Source organism: Brevundimonas sp. NPDC055311, assembly GCF_053645695.1.
Genome location: NZ_JBSHMV010000001.1, coordinates 918,430 through 936,545, shown reverse-complemented (window position 1 = coordinate 936,545; position 18,116 = coordinate 918,430). Strand labels below are relative to the sequence as shown.

The 18,116-nt window shown below is 69.9% G+C and carries 18 protein-coding genes and 1 riboswitch; of the genes, 14 read left to right on the top strand and 4 right to left on the bottom strand.

Features of this window, described 5'->3' with window-relative positions; genetic code table 11:
• Positions 1 to 12: 12 nt before the first annotated feature.
• From kduD to ACWIDZ_RS04575, 3 genes are all read right to left on the bottom strand, one after another.
• On the bottom strand, positions 13 to 771 hold the full coding sequence (kduD, locus tag ACWIDZ_RS04585; RefSeq protein WP_453988959.1) for a 2-dehydro-3-deoxy-D-gluconate 5-dehydrogenase KduD: 759 nt from the start codon (positions 769 to 771) through the stop codon (positions 13 to 15).
• Positions 772 to 784: 13 nt separating this feature from the next.
• Positions 785 to 1,630 carry a 5-dehydro-4-deoxy-D-glucuronate isomerase gene (kduI, locus tag ACWIDZ_RS04580; protein ID WP_453988957.1) on the bottom strand — a complete coding sequence of 282 codons (846 nt, stop codon included), beginning with the start codon at positions 1,628 to 1,630 and terminating at the stop codon, positions 785 to 787.
• A 147-nt stretch (positions 1,631 to 1,777) separates the two neighbouring features.
• The gene (locus tag ACWIDZ_RS04575) at positions 1,778 to 2,824 is read right to left on the bottom strand and encodes a LacI family DNA-binding transcriptional regulator (protein WP_291776945.1); all 1,047 of its coding nucleotides are present in this window, start codon (positions 2,822 to 2,824) and stop codon (positions 1,778 to 1,780) included.
• Between the two features lie 171 nt (positions 2,825 to 2,995).
• Between ACWIDZ_RS04575 and ACWIDZ_RS04570 the strand changes: the two genes are divergently transcribed.
• The 3 genes from ACWIDZ_RS04570 (at position 2,996) to ACWIDZ_RS04560 (ending at position 6,271) form a co-directional block, all read left to right on the top strand.
• Positions 2,996 to 3,820: a 2-keto-4-pentenoate hydratase gene (locus ACWIDZ_RS04570; protein WP_343828644.1), complete on the top strand. Its 825-nt coding sequence runs from the start codon at positions 2,996 to 2,998 to the stop codon at positions 3,818 to 3,820.
• 181 nt (positions 3,821 to 4,001) lie between these two features.
• Positions 4,002 to 5,216 carry an MFS transporter gene (locus tag ACWIDZ_RS04565; RefSeq protein WP_291777102.1) on the top strand — a complete coding sequence of 405 codons (1,215 nt, stop codon included), beginning with the start codon at positions 4,002 to 4,004 and terminating at the stop codon, positions 5,214 to 5,216.
• Positions 5,217 to 5,287: 71 nt separating this feature from the next.
• Positions 5,288 to 6,271 carry an alpha/beta hydrolase gene (locus tag ACWIDZ_RS04560; protein WP_453988955.1) on the top strand — a complete coding sequence of 328 codons (984 nt, stop codon included), beginning with the start codon at positions 5,288 to 5,290 and terminating at the stop codon, positions 6,269 to 6,271.
• A 3-nt stretch (positions 6,272 to 6,274) separates the two neighbouring features.
• Here the strand turns inward: ACWIDZ_RS04560 and cobU are convergent, their stop codons facing one another.
• Positions 6,275 to 6,796, bottom strand: a complete 522-nt coding sequence (gene cobU, locus ACWIDZ_RS04555) for a bifunctional adenosylcobinamide kinase/adenosylcobinamide-phosphate guanylyltransferase (RefSeq protein ID WP_453988954.1) — start codon at positions 6,794 to 6,796, stop codon at positions 6,275 to 6,277.
• A gap of 39 nt (positions 6,797 to 6,835) precedes the next feature.
• A riboswitch (cobalamin riboswitch) is annotated at positions 6,836 to 7,044 on the top strand.
• A 132-nt stretch (positions 7,045 to 7,176) separates the two neighbouring features.
• On the opposite strand from cobU, the gene ACWIDZ_RS04550 reads away from it, so the two are divergent.
• Genes ACWIDZ_RS04550 through cobO form a run of 11 tightly spaced genes read left to right on the top strand, consistent with a single transcriptional unit; the run spans position 7,177 to position 18,081 of the window.
• Positions 7,177 to 9,135 carry a TonB-dependent receptor plug domain-containing protein gene (locus tag ACWIDZ_RS04550; RefSeq protein ID WP_453988953.1) on the top strand — a complete coding sequence of 653 codons (1,959 nt, stop codon included), beginning with the start codon at positions 7,177 to 7,179 and terminating at the stop codon, positions 9,133 to 9,135.
• A 4-nt stretch (positions 9,136 to 9,139) separates the two neighbouring features.
• Positions 9,140 to 10,150, top strand: coding sequence for a threonine-phosphate decarboxylase CobD (gene cobD, locus ACWIDZ_RS04545; RefSeq protein ID WP_453988951.1), 1,011 nt, complete (start codon positions 9,140 to 9,142; stop codon positions 10,148 to 10,150).
• Complete coding sequence (locus tag ACWIDZ_RS04540; RefSeq protein WP_453988949.1) at positions 10,147 to 10,998, top strand: ABC transporter substrate-binding protein; 852 nt, start codon at positions 10,147 to 10,149, stop codon at positions 10,996 to 10,998. The genes cobD and ACWIDZ_RS04540 overlap by 4 nt, the downstream gene beginning before the upstream one ends.
• On the top strand, positions 10,995 to 11,978 hold the full coding sequence (locus tag ACWIDZ_RS04535; RefSeq protein ID WP_453988948.1) for a FecCD family ABC transporter permease: 984 nt from the start codon (positions 10,995 to 10,997) through the stop codon (positions 11,976 to 11,978). The genes ACWIDZ_RS04540 and ACWIDZ_RS04535 overlap by 4 nt, the downstream gene beginning before the upstream one ends.
• On the top strand, positions 11,975 to 12,751 hold the full coding sequence (locus ACWIDZ_RS04530) for an ABC transporter ATP-binding protein (protein WP_453988947.1): 777 nt from the start codon (positions 11,975 to 11,977) through the stop codon (positions 12,749 to 12,751). Before ACWIDZ_RS04535 ends, ACWIDZ_RS04530 begins: the two co-directional genes overlap by 4 nt.
• Positions 12,741 to 13,688, top strand: a complete 948-nt coding sequence (gene cbiB, locus ACWIDZ_RS04525) for an adenosylcobinamide-phosphate synthase CbiB (RefSeq protein WP_453988946.1) — start codon at positions 12,741 to 12,743, stop codon at positions 13,686 to 13,688. Before ACWIDZ_RS04530 ends, cbiB begins: the two co-directional genes overlap by 11 nt.
• On the top strand, positions 13,676 to 15,148 hold the full coding sequence (locus ACWIDZ_RS04520; protein WP_453988945.1) for a cobyric acid synthase: 1,473 nt from the start codon (positions 13,676 to 13,678) through the stop codon (positions 15,146 to 15,148). Before cbiB ends, ACWIDZ_RS04520 begins: the two co-directional genes overlap by 13 nt.
• Entirely contained in the window at positions 15,145 to 16,188 is a 1,044-nt protein-coding gene (gene cobT, locus ACWIDZ_RS04515; RefSeq protein ID WP_453988944.1) for a nicotinate-nucleotide--dimethylbenzimidazole phosphoribosyltransferase, read from the top strand. Before ACWIDZ_RS04520 ends, cobT begins: the two co-directional genes overlap by 4 nt.
• A complete protein-coding gene (gene cobS, locus ACWIDZ_RS04510) occupies positions 16,185 to 16,952 on the top strand; it encodes an adenosylcobinamide-GDP ribazoletransferase (RefSeq protein WP_453988943.1) in 768 nt (255 codons plus the stop codon). Before cobT ends, cobS begins: the two co-directional genes overlap by 4 nt.
• The gene (locus ACWIDZ_RS04505) at positions 16,949 to 17,467 is read left to right on the top strand and encodes a tyrosine phosphatase family protein (protein ID WP_453988942.1); all 519 of its coding nucleotides are present in this window, start codon (positions 16,949 to 16,951) and stop codon (positions 17,465 to 17,467) included. Before cobS ends, ACWIDZ_RS04505 begins: the two co-directional genes overlap by 4 nt.
• Complete coding sequence (gene cobO / locus ACWIDZ_RS04500; protein WP_313520488.1) at positions 17,464 to 18,081, top strand: cob(I)yrinic acid a,c-diamide adenosyltransferase; 618 nt, start codon at positions 17,464 to 17,466, stop codon at positions 18,079 to 18,081. The genes ACWIDZ_RS04505 and cobO overlap by 4 nt, the downstream gene beginning before the upstream one ends.
• Positions 18,082 to 18,116: the final 35 nt, after the last annotated feature.

Genomic DNA, 18,116 nt, shown 5'->3' with positions numbered 1-18,116 from the left:
GCTAGCGCGGGATCAGCGCGCCAGCCAGCCGCCGTCGACCGGCAGGGTGATCCCCTGCACATAGTCGCTGGCGCGGCTGGCCAGGAAGACGGCCGCGCCGCCCAGGTCGGCCGGATCGCCCCAGCGGCCGGCCGGAATGCGCCCGAGGATCTCCTTGGAGCGCACCGGGTCGTCCTGCAGCGCCTGGGTGTTGTCCGTGGCGAAATAGCCCGGTGCGATGGCGTTGGCGTTGATCCCATGCTTGGCCCACTCATTGGCCATCAGCTTGGTCAGCCCCGCCACGCCGGATTTCGACGCGGTGTAGGACGGGACCCGGATGCCGCCCTGATAGGACAGCATGGAGGCGGTGTTGATGATCTTGCCCGGACGGTCGCCCGCGATCATCCGCTTCACCGCCGCCTGGCTGAGGAAGAAGAGGACCTTGAGGTTGACGTTCATCACGTCGTCCCAGTCCTGCTCGGTGAAATCCACGGCGTCGGCGCGGCGGATGATGCCGGCGTTGTTCACCAGGATGTCCACCGGGCCGAGCGCGGCCTCGGTCTCGTCCAGAATCCGCTCGATCGGCTCCATGGAGGTCAGATCGGCCTGGATGGAGACGGCCTTGCGGCCCTTGGCCAGGACCTTGCCCACGGTGTCGTCTGACGCCCGGCGGGCGACCGAGGCGACGTCCGCCCCGGCCCCAGCCAGGGCCAGGGCGATGCCCTGACCCAGGCCGGTGTTGCCGCCGGTCACCAGGGCGACCTTGCCCGTCAGATCGAAAGGATCAGCCATGCCCTGGTTCCCCTTACTTCAGCTGACAGATGTCGAGCTTGTTCATGTCGGTGTAGTCGAGGTTCTCACCGCCCATGCCCCAGATGAAGGTGTAGTTCGACGTGCCGGCGCCCATGTGGATCGACCACGGCGGGCTGATGACGGCCTCGCCGTCGGCCATGATGATGTGACGCGCCTTGTCCGGCTCGCCCATGAAGTGGAAGACGCGGTCGTCTTCGCCCAGGCCGAAGTAGAGATAGGCCTCCGAACGACGGTCGTGCAGGTGCGGCGGCATGGTGTTCCACACCGAGCCGGGCTTCAGCACGGTCACGCCCAGCAGCAGCTGGCAGGACTTCACCTTGGCGGGGACGATGTACTGATAGATGGTGCGTTCGTTCGAGGTCTCGAGCGAACCCATCTCCAGCGGCACAGCCTCGGCGATCGAGATCTTGGCCAGGTCGTAGCGCGTGTGGGACGGGGTCGAGATCAGGTAGTATTTGGCCGGATTGGCGGCGTCCTTCGACGTGAAGGAGACGTCGGCGGCGCCCATCGGGATGTAGAGGCCGTCACGGAAATCCAGGTCCAGGGTCTCGCCGTCGACGGTCACCGTGCCTGCGCCGCCGATGTTGACCACGCCCAGTTCGCGCGCGACCAGGAAAGGCTGGCCGGCCAGCGACGGCGGCTCGGAATGGGTCGGCAGGCTCAGCGCCGCGTCGGTCGGCATGGCGCCGCCGATGATCATGCGCTCGTTGTGCGAATAGTTCAGGCTGATCCGGCCCGCCTGGAACAGGCCGCCGACCAGATAGCGGTCGCGCAGCTGTTCGTTGGAGGCGCCCTCCATCATGTCCGGATGGGTCGCGTGATAAACCTTGTCGTACACCTTGTTCCTCCAGGATTCCGCAGGCCGGAATCATTCATCGGCGGGATGATCCGCCTATGTCGTGTCCAGTTTGGTAACCGGTGTCAGTGCTTTGGGCAAGAGGAGGCCTTTTGTCGCGGGCGCGTCGGCTGCGCGCAGGCGGACGGCCTAGACCTGGATGGCGGAGCGACGCACCACGAGGGAAGGGCGGATTTCCGGTTGCTGCAGCCTGGCGGGATCGACGCCGCGCATGGGCGCCAGCAGTTTTTCCGCCGCCATCCGACCCATGTCGCGGATCGGCAGGCGCACCGAGGTCAGATTGGGCCAGATATGCGCCGCCATCGGCAGGTCGTCATACCCCACCACCGACAGGTCGCGCGGCAGCTCCAGCCCCCGTTCGCGCGCGGCCTGCATGACGCCCAGGGCCATGTCGTCGTTCAGGGTGAAGATGGCGGTGGGCGGTTCGGGAAGGGACAGCAAGGCGTGGGCGGCCTCGCGTCCCGAATCGAAGGTGTAGGCGCCCTGGATGTCATAGGCGGGCGGCAAGTCCACGCCGCGTTCCTTCAAGGCGTCGATGAAGCCCTGGCCGCGCACGACCGATGAGCGGAAGGAGGCTAGGCCGCGCACCAGGGCGATGCGCCGATGGCCCAGATCCACCAGGTGCCGGGCGGCCTCGGCGGCGCCGATCCAGTCGTTGGTCACCACCATGTTCTGGGGCTGGTCCAGGGCGATCGAGGCGATGCGGACATAGGGGGTGTCCAGCTCGCGCAGCAGTTCGATCACCGTCTCGTCCTCGGACACCGAGGGCGGCATGATGACGCCGAACAGCCGCTGGCGTTCGACGAAGCCGCGAATGTCCTTCAGCAGGGTGGGGGAAGTCCGGCTGCACGGATGCACCACCAGTTCCAGGCCCGACCCCTTCAGGGCGTCCAGGATGCCCTGCTGCATGTTGACCACATAGGTGGGGCTGGGCTGATCGTAGATCATCCCGACCAGGAAGGACCGGCGGAAGGCTAGGCCGCGCGCCTGCGGATCGGGCACGAAGCCCAGTTCGTCGATCGCCTCCTGAACGCGGGCGCGGGTTTCCTCGCGCACGAACGGAGACTGGTTGATGACGCGCGACACGGTCTTCTTGGAGACCTGCGCCACGCGGGCGACGTCATTGATGGTGGCGCGCTTGCCGGATTTCGCCGGTTGCGAATCCCGTTCTGACAAAGGCGTCCCCCTTTCCTGGTTCCTGGACCAGCCATAGCCGCGCCGGGCGTCAGACGCCACGGTTCATTGGCGATGAATGATTGACACCGGTTTCCATGAGCCGCCATTATCCGGAGCTTTCAATCGGGGCGTCACATTGATCCATCAGATTCTATCTTCGGAGCGCGGCCTGTGACGGCGGCGACGGACCCGGCCGCCGACCTGGCCGTAGCGCAGGCTTTCGTGGACCATCGGCTGGCGGCGCGAGCCCTGCCGGATTATCCGGGGGCGACGCCTGACGCCCTGAGCCGGTCCTACGCCATTCAGGATCAGGCGATCGCCCTGTTCCCGGACCAGGTCGTCGGCTGGAAGGTCGGCGGCGTCCCGCCGGCGCAACAGGCCGTGCTGGGCGCGCACCGGGTGGCGGGCGCCATCTTTGCGGCCAACGTCTGGACCGCAGGCGGGCAGCCGACGGACCTGCCGGCCATCGAAGGCGGTTTCGCCGCCGTAGAGGCCGAGTTCATCGCCCGCATCGGCGCCGACGTCGATCCGAACCGCACGGACTGGACGCTGGCGGACGCGGCCGATCAGATCGACGCCGTCTTCATCGGGGTGGAGCTGGCCGGCAGCCCGCTGTCCAGCATCAACGACCTGGGCTCGGCCGTGGTGGCGTCGGACTTCGGCAACAACGGCGGACTGGTGATCGGTCCCGAACTGACCGACTGGCGCGCGCGGATGGAGACCATTGAGGTCGAGACCCTGATCAACGGCCAGAGCGTGGGCCGGGGCGGCTCGGCTTCGCTGGCCGGGGGCGCGCTGGAATCGGTCCGCTTCCTGCTGGAGCACGGCGCGCGCCGCGGACGGCCGTTGACGGCGGGGACTCTGATCTCGACAGGCGCGGTCACGGGCGTCCACCGCGTGGACATCGGCGATGAATCGGTCTGCCGTTTCGCCGGCGCCGGCGAGGTTCGCTGCCGCATGGTGAAGGCCCGCCCGCAACACGATCCGAGAGGCTGACCGATCGGCTGACACAGGAAATCAGGCGCCCACCCGTCCGCAGAGGGATGCAGAAGACGGGACGCGCCGAGGAAACAAACGGAAGAGGACGCCTTCGATGACCGAGGCTTCGCAGACCGCCGAAAAGGGAGGGCCGATCCGCGTGACGGCCCCTCCGGCCGGCAAATACCGCTGGATCGTCATGTGGCTGTTGTTCGCCGCCATGGTGATCAACTACGTCGACCGTCAGATGATCGGCTTCCTGAAGCCGACCCTGTCGACCGAGTTGGGCTGGTCCGAAACAGATTACGCCGACATCGTTTTCTGGTTCCAGGCGTCCTACGCCGTCTTCTACCTGATCTTCGGTCGGGTCATGGACAAGATCGGCGCGCGCTGGGGCCTGGGGGTCGCCTTCTTCATCTGGCAGATCGGCCACATGATGCACGGCGCGGCCCGCGACCTGTCGCACTTCATCATGGCCCGCATGATCCTGGGCGTCGGCGAGGCCGGCGGCTTTCCCGGCGGCATCAAGGCCGTGGCCGAGTGGTTCCCCAAGAAGGAACGCGCCTTCGCCACCGGCCTGTTCAACGCAGGCACCAATATCGGCGCCATCGTCACGCCGTTGCTCGTCCCGGTTCTGGTGCTCAGCTTCGGCTGGCAGATGGCCTTCGTCATCACCGGCCTGCTGGGCCTGATCTGGCTGCCGATCTGGCTGATCGTCTATCGCCGTCCGCGTGAAGTGAAGAAGCTGTCGACGGCCGAACTGGAGTGGATCGAGCAGGACCCCGCCGACCCTGTCGAGAAGATCGGCTGGAAGAAGCTGCTGACGGTCAAGGAAACCTGGGCCTACGCCGCGGGCAAGTTCCTGATCGATCCCATCTGGTGGATGTTCCTGTTCTGGCTGCCCGACTTCCTGGGCAAGACCTACGGGCTGGATCTGAAGACCTTCGGCCCGCCGATCGTCGCCATCTACCTGCTGTCCGACGTCGGCTCGGTCGGCGGCGGCTGGCTGTCGGGACGCTTCATGAACCGCGGTATGAACCTGAACAAGGCCCGCAAGCTGACCATGCTGATCTGCGCCCTGTGCGCCGTCCCGGTCGCCTTTGCGGCGTTCGCCTCCAACCTGTGGATCGCGGTGCTGATCATCGGTCTGGCCACGGCGGCTCACCAGGGCTTCTCGGCCAACCTCTACGCCTTCCCCGGCGACGTCTTCCCGCGTGGAGCGGTGGGCTCGGTCGTCGGAATCGGCGGGATGCTGGGCGGCATCGGCGGCATGATCATGGCCAAGTACGCCGGCTTCGTGCTGGACAAGCTGGGCACCTACACCCCGATCTTCGTGGTGGCGGCCTCGGCCTATCTGGTGGCCTTGCTGGTGGTCCACATCATCTCGCCCAGATACGAACCGGCCAAGGTCTAAGGACCCGACGCCGAGAGGGGCGCTCGTCTGAGGGGGCGGGCGCCCCTCTTCAATTCCACCGGGAGGGTTTCATGAACATCCATCGCCGCGCCCTGTTGAGGGTTGGAGCCGCCGCTGGCGGCGCGTTCGCCGCGCCGGGCGTCGTCCTGGCGCGCAATCAGGCTGTTGCGCCGCCCGACCCGACCGAGACGGTCCGCTTGTGGCCCGCCGGCGCGCCGGGCGGCGAAGGCGTGAGCGTGGTTCCCATCGTGCCGGAGCGATCGACGGACCCGAGCTATCGCGACCGCTACGCCCAGTACACGACCGATCCCCTGATGACGGTGGTGCGGCCCGCCCGGCCGAACGGTTCGGCCATGCTCCTGATTCCAGGAGGCGGCTATCGCTGGTCCGTTCTGGACAAGGAGGGCTTCGACGTGGCCCGCGTCTTCGCCGCCAGCGGGACGACCTGTTTCGTGCTGCGCTATCGGCTGCCGGCTGATGGTTGGGCGGCGGGACCGGACGCCCCCCTGCAGGACGTGCAGCGGGCGATCCGGCTGATCCGCAGCCGCGCGGCGGAGTTCGACGTGCGGCCGGATCGCGTGGCGGTGCTGGGCGCATCAGCCGGCGGCCATCTGGCGGGTCTGGCCAGCGCCCGGACGGACGCCGCCTACGCCTCGATCGACGGCGCCGATACGGCGTCCCTGCGGCCGGATCTGACGGTGTTGCTCTATCCCGTCGCAACCATGACGGACCCCTACGTCCACGCTGGGTCCCGCGCCCACCTGCTCGGCGCCGCGCCTCGCGCCGAGGCGATCGCGGCCTATTCGCTCGAGCAGATGGACTGGTCGGGCGCCGCGCCGGTCTTCCTGATCCATGCGATGGACGACGCCTCGGTGCCGGTCGAGAACAGCCTCATGCTTCTTTCCAGCCTGAAGGCGGCCGACGTCAGGACCGAAGCCCACCTGTTCCAGGAAGGCGGTCATGGTTTCGGAACGCGCCTGATCGCCGGCCGACCGGCGGACGCCTGGCCCGAGCTGACGCGGCGCTGGGCCGGCCGGCTGGACTTCGCTCTTTAGAGGCTAGATCCGCTCCAGCGGCAGACGCATCCCGGCCACGATCAGACAGGCCGCGTCGGCGACGGCGGCGATGCGCTGGTTCAGGCGGCCGGCCTCGTCGCGAAAGCGTCGGCCCAGCGGATTGTCGGGGACCAGGGACCAGCCGACCTCATTGCTGACGACCCACAGCGTGGCGGGGCAGGCGGCCAGGGCCGGGGCCAGGTCGTCGAAGGCGGCGGCTAGGTCGCGCTCGGCCAGCATCTGATTGCTGAGCCACAGGGTCAGGCAGTCGACCACCGCCACATCCTCGGCCGATAGGGCGCGCACGGCCTCGGCCAGATCCAGCGGCGCCTCGACCTGGCGCCAGCCCTGGTTGCGTTCGGCCTGATGGCGGGCGATGCGGTCGCGCATCTCGTCGTCGAAGGCCTCGGCGGTGGCGATGAAGACGGGCGTGCGGCCCGCCGCCTCGGCGGCCCTCTCGGCCTGTCGTTGGGCGTAGCCGCTCTTGCCGGAACGGGCGCCGCCGAGAACCAGCGTCAGGGTCATGCGTCGTCTCTCCGGTTGACCTGAACCGCGCGCGGTCCTACTGCCACGGTCGCGTCAGGTTCCCCGAAAGGGGATTGAAAGGGAACGGAGTGTGAAACTCCGGCTGTTCCCGCAACTGTAAGCGGCTAGCCCGCGCGTCATACGCCACTGGCGGTCCGGAAGGCCACGGCCTGAACGACTACTGGGAAGGCGACGCGCACCGGCCTTGATCCGCGAGCCAGGAGACCTGCCTGTCGCCGTCGTTCTCCGCGCGGTCGGGATGTGCCGGGCGGTCGAGGCAACTCGTGTGACGACAGTCGTAAACCAGCCGCGTCAGCGGCCGCTTTCGCTCATCCGGGCGACGGGCGGTCCGGCGCGGCGTCGTCATATGGAGACCCGGAATGAACCGGACCGCATTCGCTACCCTGGCCGCCGCCAGCCTTCTGGCCGCCGCGCCTGCTTTCGCTATTGAAACCGTCGATCAACAGGCCGCCGCTCCTGACGTGGCGGGTCGCGCCGGCGCCATCGCCGTCGAGGACGTGGTCGTCACCGCCAACCGCTCGGCCCAGCCGATCGAGCGCGTCGGCGCCTCCGTCACCGTCCTGACCCAGGCCGCTATCGAGGCGCGCCAGACCCCGGCCGTGGTCGAGTTGCTGGCCCAGACGCCGGGCGTCAGCTTCACTCGCAACGGCGGCGTCGGCGCCTCGACGGGCGTCAACATCCGCGGCGCCGAGAGCCAGCACACTGTCGTCCTGATCGACGGGGTCAAGCTGAACGACCCGTCCTCGACGCAGGGCGGTTTCAACTTCGGCAACCTGCTGATCGGCGACACGGCGCGCATCGAGGTGCTGCGCGGCGCCCAGTCGACCCTGTGGGGCAGCCAGGCCATCGGCGGCGTGGTCAACATCGTCACGGCCGAGCCGACCGAAGTCCTGCAAGGCAGCCTCGACGCCGAGGCCGGCGCGCGCGGCACGACTTATTTCCGCGGCGGCGTCGGCGGCGCCAATGAGCGCCTGAGCTGGCGTCTGGCGGCCAGCCGTTATGACACTGACGGCTTCTCGGCCTTCGCAGAGGGGACCGAAGACGACGGCTACACCAACACCGGCCTGTCGGGCCGCCTGAACGTCAAGGTGACGGACGCTGTTTCGCTGGACCTGCGCTCGGTCTGGTCCAGCGGCCGCAACGATTTCGACGCCTTCAACGGCGACAGCCGCGAATACGGCAAGACCCAGGAGCTGGTCGCCTATGCCGGCCTGAACTTCGACCTGCTGGACGGCCGGTTCCGCAACCGCATCGGCTACGCCCACACCGATACGGATCGCCGCAACTTCAACCCGGACAACACGGTCCAGACCCTGACCTTCGACGCAGAAGGCCAGAACCGCCGCTGGGAATATCAGGGCGCCTTCGCCTTCACCGAGGCGCTGAACGCGACCTTCGGCCTGGAGCACGAGAAGTCGGAGATGAAGACCCGGTCGCCTGGCGACTGGGATCCGAACCCGGCCTTCGGTCGCGGCGAGGCCGAGCTGAACAGCGCCTATGGCCAGTTGCAGTGGACGGTGCTGGACGGCCTGACCCTGACCGGCGGCCTGCGCTATGACGACCACGCCCAGTATGGCGACAACCTGCTGGGCCAGGTCGCTGCGGCCTGGGCCCTGAACGAGGGCGATACGGTGGTGCGCGCCAGCTGGGGCCAGGGTTTCCGCGCGCCGGGCCTGTATGAGCTGTACAGCGAGTACGGCAACCTGACGCTTCAGCCCGAAGAGTTCGACAGCTGGGAGATCGGCGTCGAGCAGCGCCTGTTCGACCGTGCTGTCGTCTCGGCGACCTACTTCAATCGCCAGGCGGACAATGAGATCCGCTACAACGGCTGCTCGACGCCCTCGACGGACCCGCTGTGCACCGTCAACGGCGCGGGCCGCTGGGGCTATTACCGCAACGTCCAGAAGACCGAGGCGCAAGGCGTCGAACTGGTCGGCCGCGTGGATGTGACGGAGCGCCTGAACGTCAGCGCCAACTATACCTGGACCGACGCCAAGAGCGCCTCGGGCACCACGGACGGCAAGCGTCTGACGCGCCGTCCCGAGCATATGGCGAACTTCGCCGCCGACTATGCCTTCGCCTTCGGCCTGAAGACGGGCGTGGCCGTGCGTTACGTCGGCGAGACGTTCAACAACGATACGAACACGGTGAAGGTCGGCGCCTACACCCTGGTCGATCTGCGCGCCTCCTATCCGGTCAACGACATCCTTGAAGTCTACGGCCGGATCGAGAACGCCTTCGACGAGGACTATCAGACGGTCCTGAACTACGGCGCGCCGGGCCGCGGCGTGTTCGGCGGCGTTCGCGTCCGGTTCTGATGTGATGAAGGACGCCGCGTTCCTGACGACGGCGACCCGGCACGGCGGCGGCCTGATGACGGCCGCGGCCGCCTATCCCGACGCGCCGCAGCCCTGGCTGGACCTGTCCACGGGGATCAATCCCGAACCGTGGCGAGGACCGCGCGCGTCGGAGGAGGCGCTGAACGGCCTGCCTGATCCCGCCGCCCTGGCGGCGCTGGAGGCCGTCGCCGCGGCCGCCTTCGGCGCGTCGCCTGAGCGGACGGCGGCGGTTGCGGGCGCCGAGGCGGCGATCCGTCTGCTGCCTCTACTGCTGGGCGTACGGGCGGTCGAGGTGGTCGGCCCGACCTACGGCGCCCATGCCGAGGCCTGGCGGGCGGCGGGCGTGGCGACGCGCCTGATCGCGCCTGATCAGGCGGCGGCCTCGCAGGCGGGCGTGCTGGTCGTCGTCAATCCGAACAACCCCGACGGCCGCCTGACCCGGCGGGCCGATCTGATCGCCATGGCGCGGGCGCGCTCCAAGGCGGGCCGCTGGCTGGTGGCGGACGAGTCCTTCATCGAATGCGCGCCCGGAGACAGCGTGTCGGACCTGGCCGAGTCGGGGCTGATCGTCCTGCGCTCCTTCGGCAAGTTCTATGGACTGGCCGGGGTGCGGCTGGGCTTCATGCTGGCGGCGCCCGAGCTGATCCGGCGATTGCGCGCGCTTCAGGGCGACTGGCCGGTCAGCGCCGACGCCCTGGCGCTGGGGCTGGGCGCCTATGCTGACGAGGCCTGGCGGCGCCGGACCGAGGCGGCCCTGGCCGAGCGGGCCGATCGGCTGGACGACCTGCTGGCGCGGGCGGGGTTCCAGATCATCGGCGGGACCAGCCTGTTCCGCATGACGCGCACGCCCCATGCCGCGCGCTGGTTCCAGCACCTGTGCCGCGCGGGAATCCTGACCCGGCCGTTCGATCACACGCCCGACGCCCTACGCTTCGGCGTCGCGGCCGAGCGCGACTTCCCTCGACTGCAACGCGCGCTGGAGGCCTTCGGATGAGGCCGACCCGGCGACAGGCGCTGGTGGGCGCGGGGGCGATGCTGGTCGCCGGGCCGGCTGCGGCCGACGCCGCCCCGCGCCGCGTGGTTTCGCTGAACGCCTGCCTTGACGCCATCCTGGTCCATGTCGCTGATCGGGGGCAGATCGCGGCCCTCAGCCACTATGCGCGCGAGCCGGTCGGCTCGACCATTTCCGAGGTGGCCAAGACCTTGCCCTTCACCTGGGAGACGGCGGAGGAGGTCATCGCCCTGCGCCCCGATCTGGTGCTGACCAGCCGCCACAGCGCCCTGTCCACGCGCAACGCCCTGGATCGCATGAACATTCAGACCGAACTGTTCGCCGTGCCCGACAGCGTGGCCGCCAGCCTGGACCACGTGCGCGAGGTCGCTCGTCTGGTCGCCCGCCCGGCGCGGGGTCAGACTCTGATCGCGCGCATCGAGGCCGCCATCGCCGCCGCCGCCCCGCCGCCCGGATCGGCGCGGCTGACGGCCCTGATCTATCAGCCCAACGGTTTCGCCGCCGGGCGCGGCACCCTGATGGACGAGATGATGACCCGCGCCGGGTTCGAGAATGTCGCCGGCCGCTACGGCCTGGGCAAATGGGGAAACGTGCCGGTCGAGCGCCTGCTGGCCGACCCGCCGCAGGTGCTGCTCAGCGGCGTGCCGGTGCGCGGCTCGCGCACCTGGGCCGACCGGGTCATGCGTCATCCGGCGCTGAAGTCCCTGTCCGATCGGATGGTGCAGGCGCAACTGGAAGAGAAGCTGCTCTATTGCGGCGGCCCGGTGCTGATCCAGACCGCTGCCGCCCTGGCGCGCGCGCGCCGCACGGCGCTGGAGGCCCTGACATGACCCTGCCGCGTCCCCTGGTGATGATCGGGCTGCTGCTCCTGATCGCCGCCCTGTCCGTCGCCAGCATGAGCGCGGGCCGTGTCTGGATTCCCTGGAGCGACTGGGCGAGCCAGCGCGGCGATCCCGCCTGGGCCATCCTGTTCGAGCTGCGCCTGCCGCGCACGGTGCTGGCCCTGATGGTCGGGGCGGTGCTGGGCCTGACCGGGGCGGCGTTGCAGGGCTACACCCGCAACCCGCTGGCCGATCCGGCGATTCTCGGCGTCTCGACCATGGCGGCGCTGGGGGCGGTGCTGACCTTCTATCTGGGCGCGGCGGCCAGCGCGCCGTGGGTGCTGCCGGTCGCGGCCATGATCGGGGCGGGGATCGGCGTGTTGCTGCTGCTGGCCTTGGCGGGGGCGACCAGCAGCGTCGTCACCTTCATCCTGGCCGGGGTGGTGATCCAGACCATGGCGGGGGCGGGCGTGGCCTTGGCGTTGAACCTGGCGCCCAATCCCTGGGCGGTGAACGAGATCGTCAACTGGCTGATGGGGTCGCTGGCCGACCGCAGCGTGGTCGAGCTGAGGCTGGCGGCGCCGGGCATGATCCTGGGCTGCCTGCTGCTGCTGACGCAAGGAAGGACGCTGGACGCCCTGACCTTGGGCGAGGCGGGAGCACGGTCGCTGGGCGTGCGGCTGGATGCCGGGCGCATGATGCTGGCGCTGGGGGCGGCGCTGGCGGTCGGCTCGGCGGTGGCGGTGACGGGGTCGATCGGCTTCGTCGGCCTGATCGTGCCGCATCTGCTGCGGCCCCTGATCGGCGCCCGGCCCAGCGGCCTGTTGCTGCCCTCGGCCCTGGGCGGCGCGGCCCTGACGCTGGCGGCGGACATTCTGGTGCGGCTGACGCCCGCCTCGACCGAGATCAAGCTGGGCGTGGCCATGGCGGCCCTGGGCGGCCCCTTCTTCCTGGCCCTGCTGATCAGCATGAGAAGGAAGCTGACATGAGCTTCCTGTGCGCGGAGAACCTGTCGGTCCGCCTGGGCGACAAGGCGGTGCTGAACGGCGTCGACGCGGCCTTCGCGCCCGGGCTGGTGACGGCGATCGTCGGACCGAACGGGGCGGGCAAGTCGACCCTGCTGGACTGTCTGGCGGCGTTGCGGACGCCCGACGCGGGCCGGGTGACGCTGGACGGCCGAGCATTGCGCGACCTGCCCGCGCGCGCGCGATCACGGCGCATCGCCTATCTGCCCCAGAACGCCGAGATCGCCTGGGCGGTCGAGGGGCGCACCTTCGTCGGCCTGGGCCGCACGCCCTACGTCGGCGCCTGGGGGTTGAGGGCGGACGACCGCGCCGCAGTGGCCCGCGCCATGGCCGTGGCGGGGGTGGAAAGCTTCGCCGACCGCATCGTCTCGACCCTGTCGGGCGGCGAGCGGGCGCGCGTGCTGATCGCCCGCGCCCTGGCCGGAGAACCGCAATGGCTGCTGGCGGACGAGCCGCTGGCGGGCCTCGATCCGGGCCATGTGCTGGACGCCTGCGATCTGTTCCGGCGGCTGGCGGATGAAGAGGGGCGGGGCGTGGTCCTCACGCTGCACGATCTCGACGCCGCCCTGCGCGTGGCGGATCGGGTGATCGTTCTGGCCGAGGGGCGGGTGCTGGCCGACGCCGCCCCGGCCGAGGCCCTGTCGCCAGCGGTGCTCAAGGCGGCGTACGGCGTCGAGGCGCGCACCCTGGACGGCGCGCGCGGCCCGGTGCTGGAGATGGTCGGCCGTGCCCGTTAGCAGCCTGCCCACGCCCTGGATCGTCGCGGGGGCCCTGTTGGTCGAGGGCGTCGTCGGCTGGCCGCGTCGCCTGTCGCACCCGGTCGTGTGGATCGGGGCTCTGATCGCGGCGCTGGAACGACAGTGGAACGGGGCGGAACGGCCCGAGAGCGCTCGCCGTGCTTTGGGCGTCGCGACGGTGCTGATCCTGATCGCGGTCGCGGGCGGCGCGGGCTGGGGCGTGCAGGCGCTGGCCGCCGTATCGCCCTTCTGGCCGGGGTTGATGCTGTTGCTGGTCTGCGGCGCGACGGGGCTGGCGGCGCGCAGCCTGTTCGATCACGTCCGCGCCGTGGCCCGGCCGCTGAAGGCGGGCGATCTGCCCGCCGCGCGTCTGGCGGTCGGCATGATCGTCGGCCGCGACGTCGAGGCGATGGACGAGAGCGAGGTCGCGACCGCTGCCCTGGAAAGTCTGGCCGAGAGCTTCTGCGACGGCGTGGTCGCGCCGGTCTTCTGGTTCGTGATCGGGGGCCTGCCGGGGCTGTTCGTCTATAAGGCGATCAACACCGCCGACAGCATGATCGGCCACCGGGAGCCGCGCTGGCGGGCCTTCGGCTGGGCCGCGGCGCGCACTGACGATGTGATGAACTGGATACCGGCGCGCATTGCGGGCGTCTTGATCGCGCTGGCGGGCGGCCAGGGTTGGCGCATCATGTGGCGCGACGCTGGCAAGCACGCCTCGCCCAACGCCGGATGGACCGAGGCGGCGATGGCGGGGGCCCTGCGGGTTCGACTGGGCGGGCCGGTCCGCTATGACGGCGTCATGACCGACCGACCTGTCTTCGGCGACTGGGCGCCGCCGTCCGCCCATGATCTGAAGCGAGGGCTGAAGGTTTACGGCGTCGCCTGCGCCCTGTTGCTGATGCTGCTGATCTGCGGGGGCTTCGCATGGCCGCGCTGATGATTCAGGGTTGCGGCTCGGACGTGGGCAAGTCGGTGCTGGTCGCCGGTCTGTGCCGCGTCTTCGCCAATCGCGGCCTGACGGTGCGGCCGTTCAAGCCGCAGAACATGTCCAACAACGCCGCCGTCACCGCGTCCGATCAAGCTGGCCGCACCGGCGAGATCGGCCGCGCCCAGGCGCTTCAGGCGCTGGCGTGCCGTACGCCGGCGACGGTCGACATGAACCCCGTCCTGCTGAAGCCGCAGAGCGACACGGGCGCCCAGCTGGTCGTACGCGGTCAGGTCGAGGGCGTGTGGCAGGCGGCGGGCTATCAGGACCGCAAGGCCGCCCTGCTGGACGTGGTTCTGGACAGCTTCCGCCGTCTTCAGGCCGAAGCCGATCTGGTGATCATCGAGGGGGCGGGCAGCCCGGCCGAGACCAACCTGCGCGCCGGGGACATCGCCAACATGGGCTTCGCCCGCGCGGCGGACGTGCCGGTGGTGTTGGTCGGCGATATCGATCGGGGCCATGTGATCGCCGCTCTGGTCGGCGCCCATGCGGTGCTGGACGATGAAGACCGGGCGATGATCCGGGGCTACATCATCAACAAGTTTCGCGGCGATCCGGCCCTGTTCGATCAGGGTCGGGCCGAGATCACGCGGCGCACGGGCTGGGCGGATCTGGGCATGGCGCCGTGGCTGGCGGATGCGCGAGCGCTTCCGGCCGAGGACGCCGTGGTGCTGGAGCGGTCGGGCGACGGGCGTGGCGGAAAGGTGCGGATCGCCGTGCCCATGCTGTCGCGCATCGCCAATTTCGACGACTTCGATCCGCTGCGGCATGAGCCGGGCGTGGACTTCGGCTTCGTGCCGCCGGGGCAGGCCCTGCCGGGGGACGCCGACCTGATCATCCTGCCGGGGACCAAGGCGACGCTGGCCGATCTGGCGTTTTTGCGCGCGCAGGGCTGGGACGTGGACATCGCCGCCCATGTGCGGCGCGGCGGGTGGGTGCTGGGGGTGTGCGGCGGCTATCAGATGCTGGGCCGGACGATCAGCGATCCTGACGGCGTCGAGGGCGTGGCGGGTTCGGCGCCGGGGCTGGGCCTGCTGGACGTCGAGACGGTGCTGGCGGGGGCCAAGACCCTGCGCCGGGTCACTGGACGGCTGACGCCCTCGGGCGCGGCGGTCGAGGGGTATGAGATTCACATCGGCCGCACCGACGGCCCGGATACGGCGCGTCCGTTCGCCATGATCGACGGAGCGGCGCACGGCGCGCGCTCGGGCGATGGGCGGATCGCGGGCCTCTATGTCCACGGCCTGTTCGATCGGGCCGAGGCGCGAGCGGCCCTGCTGACGGAAATCGGCGCCGTGTCCGACGGCGTGGACCAGGGCGCGCGAGTGGATCAGGCGCTGGACCGCATTGCCGCCGTTCTGGAAACCCATTTCGACATTCCGGCGCTGGCTCGGATCGCAGGACTGACATGACCGAACTGACCGACCTCTTCTCCGTTCCGGCGCTGGATCAGGGGCTGCGCGCGCCGCTGCGGCAGGCGCTGGACGGCAAGGCCAAACCGGTCGGCGCCCTGGGGCGGATCGAGGATCTGGCCCTGACGCTCGGGCTGATCCAGCAGACTCTGCGACCGACGGTGGAGCGGCCCGTGCTGCTGGTTTTCGCCGGAGATCACGGCCTGACGCGCTCGGGCGTGGCGGCCTATCCGGCGGGCGTGACCGTGGCCATGGTGGACACCCTGCTGACGGGGCGGGCCAGCGCCAACGCCTTTGCCGGGGTCGTTGGCGCGCAGGTGCAGGTGATCGACGCGGGCGTCGCCGCCGACCTGTCGGACCGGGTTGGCCTGATCCACGCCAAGGTCGCGCCGGGCACGAAGGACGCCTCAGTCGAGCCTGCCATGACGCCCGATCAGGCTGAGGCCGCCCTGTTGGAGGGCGCCGCCATCGCACGGGCTGCCATCGATGACGGCGCCGATGTGATCGCGCTGGGCGAAATGGGCATCGGCAACAGCGCGTCGGCGGCCCTGCTGATGCACCGGCTGGCGCCCGCGCCGCTGATCGACTGCGTGGGGCAGGGGGCGGGGCATTCGCCCGAGGGCATGGCGCGCAAGCAGGCCGTGCTGGCGCAGGCCGCCGCCCGCTCGGACGCGACGGCGCCGCTGGAGGTGCTGACCCAGTTCGGCGGTTTCGAGATCGCCATGATGGCCGGGGCTCTGCTGGGCGCGGCTCGGGCGGGCGCGCCGGTCATCGTCGACGGCTTCATCGGCTCGGCGGCGGCCCTGCTGGCGATCCGGCTGGCGCCGAATGCGCGCGACTACTGCATCTTCGCCCACGCCTCGGCCGAGGCGGGGCATCGCCGGATGCTGGAGGCGGTCGAGGCGCAACCCCTGCTGGGCCTCGACATGCGGCTCGGCGAGGGGACAGGCGCGTTGCTGACCGTGCCGCTGCTGAAGGCGGCCTGCGCCCTGCTGTCCGACGTGGCCGAGCTGAAGGACATACTGGAGGCCGCGCGATGATCGGGCGCGAGGCGCGGCTGTTCGTCTGCGCCCTGCAGTTCCTGACGCGCTTGCCGACGCCGCCGCTGCGTGATTTCCAGCCGGAGTGGATCCAGCAGAGCGCGCGCTGGTTCCCGCTGGTCGGACAGGTGGTGGGGCTTATCGCGGCGGCCATCCTGTATGGCGCGGCGCAGGTTTGGAGCCCGTGGATCGCGGCCCTGCTGGCCGTGGCGGCGGGCGTGGCGATGACCGGCGGCTTCCACGAGGACGGACTGGCCGACACGGCCGACGGTCTGGGCGGCGGCCAGACGCGGGCGCGGCGGCTGGAGATCATGAAGGACAGCCGCCTCGGCTCATACGGCGCGCTGACGCTGGGGCTCACGCTGGCGCTGCGGGTCGCGGCGCTGGCGATGCTGGTCGCTGTGTCGCCGTGGATGGCGGCGGCGGCGCTGGTCGCGTCACATGGCCTGGGCCGGGCTGGGGCGGTCGGGGCGATGGCGCTGATGCCCTATGGCGGCGACCCCGGCATGGCCAAGGAGGGCAGGCCAGACCGCGCCTCGGTGGCAGGACTGGCGGTCGCCATTCTGATCGCCCTGTGGCCGCTGGCCCTGCTGCCGGTCATGGCGGGCGTGGTCGGCGTGGCGGGGGGGCTGGTCGTCGGCGCTGTCCCGGCATGGCAGGCGCAGCGGCTGATCGGCGGGCGCACCGGCGATGTGCTGGGCGCGGTCGAACAGATGTTCGAGGTTGGTTTCCTGCTGGCCGTCGCCGGGTTGCTGGCGGCATGAGGCTGATCGTCTCGCCCCTGCCGCAGGTCGAGCGGCTGCTGGCGGCGCACCAGCCGTCGCATCTGGTGACGCTGGCCCCGCCGGGGGCTGGCGCGGCCTTCGACGCCGAGCATCGGCTGGACCTGCGCTTCAACGATATCGCCGCCCCGCGCGAGGGGCTGGTCGCGCCTTCAACGGAACACGTCGAGGCTTTGCTGGCCTTTGCGAAGGGATGGACCGGCGCACGCCCCCTGCTGATCCATTGCTGGGCAGGCGTCAGTCGTTCGACGGCGGTGGCCTATGCGATCGCCTGCGCCCGCACCGCGCGGGGGCGGGAGGCTGAGTGGGCCGCGTGTCTGCGAGACGCCGCGCCGACGGCCACGCCCAACCCCCTGATCATCGCGCTGGCCGACCGCCTGCTGGATCGCGGCGGCGCCATGATCCGCGCCGTCGAGGCCATCGGCCGGGGCGCCGAGACCGATTGGGGCGCCCCCTTCGAACTGAACCTGACCTCTGAAGGAGACAGACGCCGATGAACGATCCGCACGACGCCGAATTGAACGCCCGCCACGCCGAGAAGATGAAGCGCATCCAGGCCGCCCGCGCCCGGATGATGCAGTCCAAGACGGTCGAGCGCGGCCTGGTCATCGTCCACACCGGGACAGGCAAGGGCAAGTCGACGGCGGCCATGGGCATGGTCTGCCGCATGATCGGCCACGGCATGAAGACCTCCATCATCCAGTTCATCAAGGGGGCGATGGAGACGGGCGAACAGACCCTGTTCGACAGCTTCCCCGATCTGGTCGAGATGCGGCCGATGGGCGAGGGCTTCACCTGGGACACCCAGGATCGCGCCGCCGACATCGCCAACGTCCGCCGCGCCTGGGAGGCCGCCAAGGCCCGCATCATGGACCCGGAATGGAAGATGGTCGTCTGCGACGAGCTGAACATCGCCCTGCGTTACGACTATCTGCCGGTCGAGGAGGTGCTGGAGGTCCTGGCCGCCCGTCCGGCCGACACCCACGTCGTCATCACCGGCCGCAACGCCCCGGACGCCCTGATCGAGGCGGCCGATCTCGTCACCGACATGCAGATGGTCAAACACCCCTTCCGCAGCGGGGTGAAGGCGCAAGCCGGGGTGGAGTTCTGATCAAGAAGGATGGCGGACAGAGAGACCGTCTAAAC